The following is a 12062-nucleotide window of genomic DNA, read 5'->3' as shown; positions in this document are numbered from 1 at the left end:
CTTCTGCTAACGGTTATACAAGTCCAACAGCTGGATCCGTGTCCACTCCAGGCGGCTGGCCAGCACGATGGAAAAACGTTTGATCAGTTCATAACCCAATTCGTGATCCGTTTCGCACTTTTTCCGCAAGCACCCTCCATCAAGAGCCAGCGCGCTCGTTTCCTCCATCGCTTTCGCCGAGAAAGTCCATTTGTGCGGCGGAATCAGCCATGACCATCCCAACACGTCCCCCGGATCCAAAGTTTGGATCATGATGACCCCCCGCTGGGCGGCTTCCAGCTCGAGAGAGACTTTCCCTGTCCGCAAAAGGAAGAAATAGCGGGCAGACTGCCCTTCTTTGAGAAGGTAAGCCCCTCTATTAAAGTGCATATTCGCAGCGCAACCGGCCAACGTGTCGCAATGCCGGTCCGAAAGACCTTTTAAAAAATGATGTTGGGTTAACAAGTCTCGGATATTTTCCATGATTTTATCCTTTCCTGCATCCCTGTGAGGTTATCAGGGCGCCTTTTTCTCGGCCACTTGATTCTCCCGTATCAGCCGGGCCACCTGCGTGATATCAATCCCCACGGGGCACCACGCAATGCACCGGCCGCAGCCCACACAGCCCGTCGTGCCGAATTGGTCCTGCCAGCTGGCCAGCTTATGCGTCATCCATTGACGGTAGCGCGCCTTCGCCGAAAATCGGACATGCCCCCCATGAATGTATGAATGATCCAGGGAAAAACAGGAATCCCACAAACGCCAGCGCTCGGCATGTTCGCCTGTGATATCCGTCACGTCTTCAACGGTCGAACAAAAACAGGTCGGGCAAACCATCGTGCAATTGGCGCAGGAAAGGCAGCGCTCGCCGGCTTCTTCCCAATAAGGGTGGTCATAATTCCGGTAAAGGAGTTCCTTGATTCCCTGGGTGTTCAAGGTCCTTTTGATCTGGGAGGCCGTCTGCCTCAGGACCTGTTCGCCGGCGGAAAGGTCCTGCGGCTGAGCGGGACGGCAAACGAGCTCGCCGCAAATTTCCTCTCCCAGGGAAGTCCCGGTCTGCCCGATGAAAAAATGGCGTTCCTGTTGGACGACTTCCGTCAAAGCCAGATCAAAACCCTCTACGGCCCTGGGCCCCGAATTCATCGAAGTGCAAAAACAGGTGCTGGCGGCCTGTCCGCAATTCACCGCAATAAGCAAGGCCTGCTCCCTCCCCGCCTTGTAGACCGGGTCGACATGGCGGCCCTGCAGAAAAATCTTGTCTTGAATACGGATGGCCTGAAGATCGCAGGAACGGACGCCGAGGAAGGCGTACCGGCGTGTCTCCGGGCAGGATGGCTGGATTTCAAAGGTGTTCGATTGCCGCCGGGCACCCAAAATCTTAACGCTGGGGGGGGACAAAAACTTTTTCAACGAAACCGGGCCTACGGCATAGCCAAACAAGGCCTGATCGTTGCGCGGTTTAACCCGGTAGGTCCCGCCGTCTTGTTCGTCTGTTACCCCGATGGGCAGATCCGTCTCGCCCTGGATTTCCGCGTAGACGATGGCCCCATCCTGCAGGGTCGGCCCGATGATCTGATATCCCCGCTGCCGCAGGACCTCAAATAACCTGTGGAAATCTTTTCTCTCGATGACAAAATGTTTTCCGTCAGCGGCTTCCATGCCCTTTTTCTTTCCTTACGCAAAACCCGCTTGTCGTTATTACTGCGCCAGAAAGCAGACGGCCAATCCGCACAAAACCACTGCGCCTCCGGCCAATGCATGCGAAGAGGTATCCCGGATCCTGATTTTCACAATGTTCCATCGAAAGACGGTCAGAGTCGTCAGGACAATCCCGAGCATGGTGAAAACCGTTGTCAGCCCGAAAACAGCGACAATTCCTGCGAATGAAAACGGGGGAAGCTGTTGTGAAAATCCCATGAGAGGGATCAGAGGTTCGCAGGGGCCCAAGAGAGCAATAGAAATAAGGAAACCTTGAAGGAAACCCGCCGGCGGGACCGGATTTGAAGAAACGGAACGTCGACGGCCCTGCCAAGTCCGCTTCATCCCCCGAAGAACATACAATAGGCCGAAACAGATCAGCGCCCAGGCCAAAATAGCTTCACGGAAAGAATCGATGAATTGGAGATCCTGCAGGGAAACTAAAAATTTAAGCCCCCACCATCCGATCAATACGGAACTGAAGACGTGCGCGGTTCCGCAAACAACGATGAGCAGAAACGATTTTGGGAAGGACCAGCGGTTTGCCTTGGCCAAGGCGATGAAAGGGACATAATGATCGGGGCTAAAGATGGTGTGAGAAAATCCAAGGATCACCGCGCTGAAGAAATAGGGGCCGGAGTCCATACTCGCCTTTGATCCTCTTCTTGGTTCCCGGGGCAAGAAAAAGTTCAATACTTTCGTTTATTATAACCATTTTGGTTAACTTTTGAAATACCTAATACTACGTAGAATTGGTCTTACTGTTTTAAGTGCCCAATTCGCAACAAATCACAGGGGCCGACGTTTTTTGGTAAGCAAGATTAAGGCGGGGTCATCTTCGGGCCGCGCACCGACTTTTCGCTTGGCGGGGGTTGGGGGCATGGGGGGCCTGGCATCTGAATCGCCGGTCACTTACTCCAATAGTTTCTGTGCCATATAGGGGAAAGCGGATGGGGGGGCTAATCCTTAAAGCCAATCCTCCGCTTTGGGGGCCCGGGAGGCGGGGCCATGAGTTGGCGGATGGCGTCGAAAACAACCTTAAACTGGGCGTCGTATTTCTTTTCCAACTGCACAAGCTTGCGGGCCAAATCTTCATTGGAAGCAAGGAATCGGCTCAGACGCACAAAAGCGCGCATGATCTCGATGTTAACCCTCACCGCACGCTTGCTCTTGAGAACGCTGGAGAGCATGGCGACTCCCTGCTCGGTAAAGGAATAGGGCAGATATCTTCTTCCTCCCCAACTTGAGGTTCCAAATTGGAACCTCAAGTTTTCGCATTCCTTCTCTGTCAATCGAAACATGAAATCCGTTGGGAAACGATCCAAATTTCGAGAAACCGCTTTGTTCAAATTTTTCGTTGTCACGCCATAAAGAGAAGCCAGGTCTTTATCCAACATCACTTTGTGCCCCCGGATGACAAAAATTCTTTGTTCAATGGCCTGCGGTGAAATCGACGCAGACATACTTCCCCCTTTCAAGGAATGGTTGGATTTGTGGTGTCGTATTTTGCGACACCGGCGAAACAGGGGAATTCCGGGGATCAATGAAACGGGGCTGGATGCTTGAAGCTTGTGAACCGGTCACAATTTGTGACCAGTTCATTCTTTTGGACAATGGACATCGGCATAAAAAAACCCCTTCCGTTGGGGGGAAAGGGGGATAGCTGCTTTTATTTTACATCAAGGGCCGTCAGAACCGCAAAAGGTAAAATTTGTTCTTCCTGCCGCCCGAGGAGCCCGCGTTCAGGACCAGGGCAAAGGAGGAATCCGACGCCCATTGGACCTTCCATTTGTGAAACTCGTCATACTTCATGTTGAAGACCCTGCCCTTCCCGCCGCCGGCGCATTCCGGAAAGAAGCGGTAGGCCACGGCCGAGCCCTCCAGGGTGAAGAACCGCACGATCTTCTGTTTCAGAACTTCCTTCCGCAGGACCATCGTCCCGTCCGGCGACGCGACCGTTTCCGGCGAAGTCTCATTGAAGTCCAGCGCGATATACGGGAACTCCTTCATCAGCCGTTTCCCCTCTTTCCAGCCGAGCTTCGTCCATTCCCTGCGGCCGATATCATACAGATAAAACGCCCGCCGGTACGCGTAAATGCATTTCCCGTAATCCTGGATCTCCAGCCCCTCTTCCTTTTTGGCCTCCTCCCGCCATTGCTCGGCCTTCTTCTGCCCCTGTTCCATGGACAAACGCCGCTCGCTGTGGCCGGGGAAAAAATCCGTCAGCCCGTAACGCTGGTTCACCCCCTCATAGAGCATTTCCGCATGGTGCAGCATCCGGACGACGATCCTCTGATCGTCCGCTGACAGCGCGAAGTCCTCGACGATGATGTTCCCCGGCTGGCGAATGCGGGACAGATGGGCGGATGAGACTGCCTTTTGGCAGTCGCGGGGGGCGGGGGCCTGCGTGTGGCCCGGGGTGGGCAGCAAAAACGTGCTGATCAGGGCGAGGATGGTGGGGTAAAAAAGCTTTAAGGAGGGTTGGGGCATGGGATGGGATTAAATCAAGCGTTTCCTAAGAATGAATGTCCTTTTTGCTTACGATAAAATCCTGCGCCTGGCTTTCACCATCACTCGGGCAACAAACTTCAAGTAGTCTTCCGCTTCCTTATCGCTGATAAACTCGCCGCCGCTGTAAAGGTCCTGGTTGCGTTTCATTCGCATGACATTGCCGATCGTCAAAACATCGGGATCTTTCAACAAGGCGCTGACCTTTTCCAAAATCTTGATATGATGCCCGGGCACGCTGCGGACCTTGACTTTCCCCGCTTTGGCCAAGAGCGCGATGCCGGTTTTGATCAACGCCTGATACGCATAGCTGAATTTCACCTCGCGAAAAGCGTCCTTCTCCGCGATTTCAAAATCCCTCGAGGCGCTGTCCCAATAACGCTGAATTTGCTCCCCGGTAAAATCAAGGGGCTGAAAATATTCCTTCTCAAAGCGTGTCATAAAATATCAATCTTCTTCTTCCTGAGGACCGCCTTCAAAAAGACGTCTTTTTGCGATTTTTCCGCAAACTCGCGAGGGGACAAACTGATCACATTGATTTCACGCCCGGCTTGCCGCTGGATCGCGGCCACCTTTTTCTGAATTGCGATGGTATCCTGTTGCCCCACCACCACAAGGTCAATATCGCTGAAGCGGTCCATCCTGCCGGCGGCGTAAGAGCCGAACACAAAGGCCTTCTCAATGCCCTTCACGTCCTGCAGAGCCTTCTTAAGCGTCGATTGAAGGCCGATGGACTGCTCAATGATTTTCTTGTATTCCTTGAACAGCGGGAAAGATGTATTCAACGCAAAATACCGCTGGTTTCCCTGCCATTGGCTTTTCAGCAGGCCTTCCGCCTCAAGCTCAAGGAGTTTGCGCGTCAGGTTCCCGCTGTCCAGGGAAAGCTTTCTCGCCAGCTCATTGACGTAAAACGATTCGCTTTCATGCAGCAAGAGATACTGCAGAACCTCACGGGTGATTTTCGAACGCAGGCTGATCATCGCCGCCCCCCTTCTGTCATTGATTACAGTAATTACTGTAACATACAACAGCAGCGGCGTCAAGGAGGGACAGCGCCTACTTTTTACGCGCAGCCTTGCGCGGCCTTCCCATCCTGGGCTTTTGCAAATCGACGCCGAATCTCCTCTCTATCCGTTCCACATAGTTGACGGGGCCCCAGACCCGTCCCGCCCTGGTCGCTGCACGGATATCGTTCAATTCCCCCTCACCTTCATCAAGGTAACTCCCCCAATTTTCAACACCGATATATTTCCGAATATCACTCAATCGGATGATCCCCTTGCCGCGGCCCAGGTGTTCTCCGGCGCTTGACCAGGGCCACATCCATGCCTTTGGGACCAATCCCGCCCTGACAGGATTACGTTCAACATACCTCACCGCTGCCGCCAAGTGTTGATCCCACAACAAGCATGAAAAAAACCGCCCCTGCCAGACATGCCCGCTTCCTTTATGACGCCGGTTATAATACTGCGCATAGCGCATGTGCGCGGTGTTATACAATCTCCCGAACGCGTCTTCCGTTGAAGGGCGGGCGATAAAATGCACGTGGTTATCCATCAAACAGTAAGCGAACACCTCCACCGCATATTTCCTCCGGTACTCCTCCATCCAATAGAGATACCGCCTCTTATCTTCCGCATCCTTCAGCACATATTGCCGGTTATTCCCCCGCTGGGTGATATGGTAGAAATAACCAGGCAGCACAACCCGGGCCATTCTAGGCATAGACGTATCCAATGGGGTAGAAAATCAGTGAATGGATGATGGGGGCAGGGGAAATCGGCGATCTTGGGGATGGGGAAAAGCGGCAACAAACGCCTGCATCTAACCTAAATCAAAGCCGATGCTTTGTCAAGACCCAAAAAGCAGGCGCTGTCCCTACTTTTCCTACTTTTCCCTTTTTGCGTGCCCGGGACTTTCTGTGTTTCGGACATTTTCTACTTCATAACTTTTCCGGCAACATCTTCCCCTGTGATTCAAAAATTTTAATATCTTTTACAAGACATGGATACAAATAGTTTTCCCGGTCACAGTTCGCCAGGCCGTCTTTTGCAATACTTATTGCTTTAACGACATCACCCTTATAATAAGCAATCCAACTTTCAGCCCTTTTTTTGATACAACTGACATGCTGGCCAAAAACAACCTTTTTTAAGATAGAATTAATATTTGAATCCACCTCTTTCTTCTTAGCATAAATTAAGGCCAAATTAATTGCGGCCGTCTGAGCTATTGTTATACCTTCGGCAATCTTCTCCTGCTCTGTTAACTGTGGGTGGTCGAGCATCAAATGAATCAAACCCAACTCTTCATCTTCCCCTAACTTTTTTCGCAAAATTTGTTTCAAAATTGTCTCTGACTCAGCTGCGCTCTCACCGTTCCTGATGAAGTAGATATATGCCAAGTTTAATTTCGCGAGCAAATACTTGTCAGAAATCTTTTTAAGGAATTCCTCCGCCTTCTTATGTTCATTCAAATTCATTAGACAAAATGCATGATTGTTGGTCGCGTGGACATTTATTTCAACATAGTCTTTCTTAACACTAACATCGAGAAAATGCGCCTGCTCTGCAAGTTTCACCGCGGCCTCAAAATTCCTCTCCTTAGCTTTCTGAAATAATTGTTTTCGTATTGCAGTGATATCAATACTAAATATGTATAGCAATGGCTCAAAACGCACCTGACACAAATACATCCAGTGAATCGTGACCATATATTCACTCAAGGGGCCTTTAATCTCTTGCGCGAAATCAATCAGCTCACCAAAATTTCCTTTCAATTCATCAATTTTATCTTTTTTAATCGGCAGATAATTTATTATCAATTGCTCTTTGCCTCTAATCTTGACAGCCGAAAATAAAATATAATACCCGCCGTAATTTAAGGCTCTGGCCAAATTGGAAGGGTAATCGAGCTGGTACTTCTTAGATATCTCCATAACTTTTTTGGCTGAATCTTCACTCTTATCCATGGCGCTTTTTGCCAAGTTCCTAAAATCAGCTTTGATGTCAGAATGCGTAAGTTGGCTACTTATTGCGCTTGACGAGATCGCGTGGAATTCCTCGTCTTCTGTAACATCCTTGTTGACTTTGGATTCCATGGTCTGGCAACATATGGTCCGGGACAACTTTTGGGCCAAACACCCTTCAAAGCCCTGCTCAGAATCGTGGTTCAAATCCTGGCCATTTGTTAATGTTTTATAGAAATATGCGGCGTATAGCTTATCAATTTTGTCACCTATGAATAAATAACGAACGTTTGCAAGTTTATCAATGGCCAAAGACTCAACCTCATCGAATTTCAGCAAGTCCCCTTTGAATTCAAATAACTCCAGGTCTCTAATTTCTTTAAAATCCTGAAAAATCAACTTCCTAACAGATTCCTCCGCTTCTGAAGTAATTGGTTGGAACGCGAGTTTGCATAAAATCACTTGTCGCAAAGTAAATCCTTCATAGCGATAAATGCGACTAAAAATCTCCAATTTATCCCTAGAGCACGTGTTTAAAGAATTCTGAATTTTCCTACTTTTATCCGAGACCATTGAATAATATTGCATAACTTCATCCATTACAGGCCTATTCAACTTTAAAACCTTGCACTCACTATTTTCAGAGAAAAACTTAAACATGCTTCCACACAGGACCTGCACATGGAGTGGATTACCACCAGTCCGCTTGACCAGTTCCCAAAGACTTTTCCTGTCAAATAGGCTCTCCGCCTCATACCTATTTAAACCAAAATTCTTCTGCAATGGGCCTAACGCTAAGTCATACACATCCTGAGTTTTTAAATCCACCAACACCACCGGGGCAGATATCCGGATCATTTTCTCAAAACTTGAATTTTCTAAAAAGATTGGGACGCCTGCTCCTATGACAATTAAATGGGGGACATTGTGAGACAGCTGTCTTAAAATATCCAATAAGGGGATATTTTGAGACAGCTCCTGGAACTCATCAATTAAAATGGCGAGCCCCGCAAGCTGCAACCGACTTGATATCAATTCCGAGATGATCTCTTTAAAATCAACTTCCAAATCTTTGTATGAGATGTCTTCCCTCGCCCCCTTTTTATAATTCGCATATTTTGTTGCAAATGAGATCTTGCGCTCCACATAACCACTTGCATGTTCATATCTGCCACGGGTTAAGCTAAACCAAATTTCTTGCTGCTGGGGATTAAATAATGCGCTTTCTGGGTTACTATAGTTTAGAAATAAATAGTTTATTAAATCATAAAAAAAATCAAATCCATTAACAGCACCGGCTTGTTTTGGCAGCTCTATTTCAAAAGCCGCAAAACTGTAGTCTCCCAAAATTTGCTTATACCTATAAAGCATTGTGGATTTTCCAATGGATTTGGCACCACTAACAATTACATTTGACAATTTCCCCGACACCTTATGTTCTTCCAGCAATTTTCTCAGAAGGTCGATTTCTTTGCCCCGGCCGATAAAATCATCCGCGACCAATTTATGCGTAATGCGATACGGGTTAGGCAATTTTTTAATCTGCTCAATATCCACCAAGCCCTCCAATGCGGTTAGTGAAACTTCTGATTTTCCCTGGGATACCTTTTTCTAGAGTAAAATTTCTGATGTTATCGCTACCCCCCGGAGTTCTTGGGAAAGCGTTATATTGCCTAAAAATTTCCACCGCTTCAAAAATTTCACGTGAAGATCCATTTTTGCCCAACTGAATCAAACAAGCTTCGGATAATATCTTGAAAGAACGAACAAGGCCTTCTGGCAGAACTTCAAAAACATTAATTTTATTAATAATTTCCTCGCCAACGCCTATCAGCTCTTTCCTATTATCCTCCAGCGGATTCAATACTATTTGTTCAAAATTTACAATTAGCTCGCTTTTCATCACTCGATTAATCATCTGCAACAAACCATGCAATTCATTTGAATCTATGAAGCTAACATAACGATCGTGTGCCACCGCATTCCTTATGGGCGCGACCCTAAATAAGCGCTCAATCAAATCACTTCTGAATGCTGCACCATTCATGGTAAATAAATTCACGAAATTACTATCCCAAAAATAATCCAGGGTGGCGACTAAAATTCTATATTCCAAATACCAAAACCCAGGATAAACATATCCCAACATTAAATTATAATATTTTTCATGTGACTTCAGTCGGCTGGATTCGGTGATGATATCAATATCTTTTCTGCCTTCATTGATTCGAGGATGTTTAAAAGGAGGGAAAAGGCTGCGGTGAAAATAATTTTCACCATCACTCGTCACCATTAAATTATGCATGGAGACCCTCAAGTAATTCTCAAGCAAGAACAAGGCCTTATAAACCTCCCCCTGCTTATACATTTTCTCGTCCAAAATCTTCTTCATTTAATAAGTATTCCGAGTGTGCGCACCAAATCCAACCTCATTAGAAAATCGAAAACACCAATATCCCGAACGACGCCGCGGCCAGGCCCATGAGGCGGATCACCAGGGCGGGCATTTTTCGGTAGGCGAGCATGAAGTCCTTGAGTTTCTCGATATCGGCCGCGAACACCACGATGCCGCTGACTAAGAACATCAGGCCCAGGGCGATGGCGGCCAGGGGGACCAGACTCCGCGAAGACGTGAGCAGCATTAAAAGGCCCACGGAGGTGCGGACGACCCCGGCCCAATAAATCCGCTTGCCCACCTTAAAGAAATCGAACATTTTCTGGGCAAACGGGGGCGAGGCAAATATCGCAAAGCCGAATGACATGATCAAAAGCCCGACGAATTTAACCAAAAAGACCATATGTTGCTCCTTTCTTGATTTTTAGACACACGCCTGACATAGAAACCGTTATTTTAACCGCAATATCATAAACTTGTTTGAATGGCGGTTGCCAGTGTCCAGGATGACCGCGGCCGCCGAGTCGGATGTCCATTGGACTTTCCACCGGCCCAGCTCGCCCCACTTCATATTAAAATCCTTTTCTATCCCGCCCTCCGCGCAAGCCAGACTTAAACGGTATTTCCTGGCGGTCCCGTCCGTCAGCATAAACAAAAAATAAACATCCTTTTCCCGGAGGAGAGTCGTGCGCAGAATCTTCCGGCCATCGGGGGAAACCTCCTTTGCGTGGGGTCCCCAACTGCTCTCTTCATAATTTTCCGGCAAAAGCCCCGCACCCTCTTCCCACCCCACTTTGGTCCACTTCCCAGACCGGAGATCATAGGCATAATAAACTTTCTGGGTCGCGTGCCAACTGATGGGCGAATATTCCTTAAGCTTCAAGCCGGGGTCATCCTGGGCCTGTTTCCGCCATTGGCTGATCACCTGTTGCGCGTCGTGATCGCTGAGGGACCGATGGTTCTGGCCAGGGGACCATTCCGCAAGCTTCCAGCCGCCGACTTCTTGCCAAAGCTGTTGTTCGGAAGCGATCGTCAAAACAACGGCCTTCTGATCGTCCGGCGTGAGCGCGAAATCCACCGCCTTGGTAAAGGAGGGCAATCGGACGCGCCTTAACCGGGCCTGCGATATGTCCCGCTCGCATCCGGTCAGATTTTCAACGGCCGGACCCCCAAAAGCGCAAGCCGGCATAAACCCCAGGGCAACGGCGATCAGGCAAAAAATTCTCATCGCAGATGCAAACGGCATATTGACAAGATATCCCCCAGGCACTCTGGTTGAATTCATTTTGTATTATCAAGCCGCTGTTCATTGCTCGGCGCCGACATGAGGAAATCATTGTTTGGCATCCAGGCGCCGAACAGGACCTTCACGCGGTATTCCCCGGGCTGATCGATGCAGTCCCCGCCCCCGGACAACTTCCCTTCGAACGTCGCCGGATTGATATCCCGGCCGTCCGTGACCCACTCCTCTTCGAGGACCTCTCCCGGCTGAAAGGTCTTCTGCGTCACCTTCCACGGGGACTCTCCTCCATAAGGCATCTCCACCTGCCGCAGACTGCAAGGAGAGAACGGCGGGAGCGCCCCGAAATAGGTGCTTCTCTCCAGGAACCCGGCGTCGGGCCGGGCAAAAATATCATTCCCCGCCTTCAGTTCAATGGGGGTTGCCCCGGTATACTCGAGACGCGCCTTCACGCGAAACACCCGGCTCCCCTCACGGATCTCCGTCGTGATGGGAGAGAGCGTTATTTTAAAATCCTCACTGAGGACGTAGCCCGCCCCCGCAGTTTTTGTCAGGAGCATCATGGATAGAAACATCGCCGGCAAAAAGACCCACTTGGCTTTCGAAAAAAGAATCAATGCCTGCCTCCCTTCCCTTAGTCACCCTTCCCGAATCCCTTCCAAAACTCATTAGAAAGCCACAACTGCACCGCGCCGAGGACGCAGGCCAGCAAAAGCCCGAGAATAATACCCCAGAAGATATCGCTCCTCTTCGTTTTCACGCTCAATCCGACACTCCCCCCGGCCCGATGTCCGGCATGGGCTGGCATTCTTCCCACCGCTTGCCTGCCTTAAAGAAATCGAACATCTTCTGGACGAACTGGGGTGAGACGAATATCGCGAAACCGAACGTCATGATTAAAAGCCCGACGAACTTAACTAAAAAGACCATATGTTGCTCCTTTCTTGACCTGTGGACACATGCCTGACAACAGAGGCGGTTATTTCAACCGCAATATCAACAACTTGAGCGCAAACCGGCATAAACCCCAGGGCAACGGCGATCAGACAAAAAATTCTCATCGCAGATGCTAACGGCATTTTACCAGCCCCCATACACTCTCGTTGAATTCAGTTCAAATTCCGGGAACACAGTGAGCTAACCCCGCTTTAACGGACACCAAAAATCGGATACAATAGCCGATAGGAGGTGTCTGATGAGCAAACGAGGCCGATATTCAAAAGACTTCAAAACCGAAGCCGTCAGGCTGTTAAACTTGGGGGATAAGCCTGCCA

The 12062-nt window shown here is 49.2% G+C and carries 15 protein-coding genes; all 15 read right to left on the bottom strand.

The features are described from left to right. Positions 1 to 6: 6 nt before the first annotated feature. Positions 7 to 462, bottom strand: a complete 456-nt coding sequence (locus Q8Q08_06880; protein MDP2653739.1) for a cyclic nucleotide-binding domain-containing protein — start codon at positions 460 to 462, stop codon at positions 7 to 9. Positions 463 to 495: 33 nt separating this feature from the next. Continuing rightward, positions 496 to 1638 carry a 4Fe-4S dicluster domain-containing protein gene (locus Q8Q08_06875; GenBank protein MDP2653738.1) on the bottom strand — a complete coding sequence of 381 codons (1143 nt, stop codon included), beginning with the start codon at positions 1636 to 1638 and terminating at the stop codon, positions 496 to 498. Positions 1639 to 1677: 39 nt separating this feature from the next. Beyond that, complete coding sequence (locus Q8Q08_06870; protein MDP2653737.1) at positions 1678 to 2322, bottom strand: hypothetical protein; 645 nt, start codon at positions 2320 to 2322, stop codon at positions 1678 to 1680. Between the two features lie 314 nt (positions 2323 to 2636). Then, positions 2637 to 3140 carry an ORF6N domain-containing protein gene (locus Q8Q08_06865; protein MDP2653736.1) on the bottom strand — a complete coding sequence of 168 codons (504 nt, stop codon included), beginning with the start codon at positions 3138 to 3140 and terminating at the stop codon, positions 2637 to 2639. Between the two features lie 226 nt (positions 3141 to 3366). Next, positions 3367 to 4167, bottom strand: a complete 801-nt coding sequence (locus Q8Q08_06860) for a hypothetical protein (protein ID MDP2653735.1) — start codon at positions 4165 to 4167, stop codon at positions 3367 to 3369. Positions 4168 to 4215: 48 nt separating this feature from the next. Then, positions 4216 to 4626, bottom strand: coding sequence for a hypothetical protein (locus Q8Q08_06855; GenBank protein MDP2653734.1), 411 nt, complete (start codon positions 4624 to 4626; stop codon positions 4216 to 4218). Then, positions 4623 to 5165: a nucleotidyltransferase domain-containing protein gene (locus tag Q8Q08_06850; GenBank protein ID MDP2653733.1), complete on the bottom strand. Its 543-nt coding sequence runs from the start codon at positions 5163 to 5165 to the stop codon at positions 4623 to 4625. Before Q8Q08_06850 ends, Q8Q08_06855 begins: the two co-directional genes overlap by 4 nt. A 76-nt stretch (positions 5166 to 5241) precedes the next feature. Then, positions 5242 to 5910, bottom strand: coding sequence for a transposase (locus Q8Q08_06845; GenBank protein MDP2653732.1), 669 nt, complete (start codon positions 5908 to 5910; stop codon positions 5242 to 5244). A 217-nt stretch (positions 5911 to 6127) separates the two neighbouring features. Further along, the gene (locus Q8Q08_06840) at positions 6128 to 8710 is read right to left on the bottom strand and encodes an ATP-binding protein (protein MDP2653731.1); all 2583 of its coding nucleotides are present in this window, start codon (positions 8708 to 8710) and stop codon (positions 6128 to 6130) included. Continuing rightward, positions 8700 to 9545: a hypothetical protein gene (locus tag Q8Q08_06835; GenBank protein MDP2653730.1), complete on the bottom strand. Its 846-nt coding sequence runs from the start codon at positions 9543 to 9545 to the stop codon at positions 8700 to 8702. Before Q8Q08_06835 ends, Q8Q08_06840 begins: the two co-directional genes overlap by 11 nt. A gap of 40 nt (positions 9546 to 9585) precedes the next feature. Then, positions 9586 to 9951 (bottom strand): hypothetical protein, encoded by a 366-nt coding sequence (locus tag Q8Q08_06830; GenBank protein MDP2653729.1) that lies wholly within the window; start codon positions 9949 to 9951, stop codon positions 9586 to 9588. A gap of 48 nt (positions 9952 to 9999) precedes the next feature. Beyond that, positions 10000 to 10794: a hypothetical protein gene (locus tag Q8Q08_06825; protein ID MDP2653728.1), complete on the bottom strand. Its 795-nt coding sequence runs from the start codon at positions 10792 to 10794 to the stop codon at positions 10000 to 10002. Between the two features lie 35 nt (positions 10795 to 10829). Next, complete coding sequence (locus Q8Q08_06820) at positions 10830 to 11405, bottom strand: hypothetical protein (protein MDP2653727.1); 576 nt, start codon at positions 11403 to 11405, stop codon at positions 10830 to 10832. A 17-nt stretch (positions 11406 to 11422) separates the two neighbouring features. After that, positions 11423 to 11554 carry a hypothetical protein gene (locus Q8Q08_06815; protein ID MDP2653726.1) on the bottom strand — a complete coding sequence of 44 codons (132 nt, stop codon included), beginning with the start codon at positions 11552 to 11554 and terminating at the stop codon, positions 11423 to 11425. Then, entirely contained in the window at positions 11551 to 11718 is a 168-nt protein-coding gene (locus tag Q8Q08_06810; protein ID MDP2653725.1) for a hypothetical protein, read from the bottom strand. The genes Q8Q08_06815 and Q8Q08_06810 overlap by 4 nt, the downstream gene beginning before the upstream one ends. Between the last annotated feature and the right edge of the window lie 344 nt (positions 11719 to 12062).

The sequence above is a fragment of the Candidatus Omnitrophota bacterium genome (assembly GCA_030688425.1).
Taxonomy (GTDB): domain Bacteria; phylum Omnitrophota; class Gorgyraeia; order Zapsychrales; family JANLHA01; genus JAUYIB01.
Note: the sequence above shows the minus strand (reverse complement) of the source record. Positions and strands in the feature narration are given on the sequence as shown.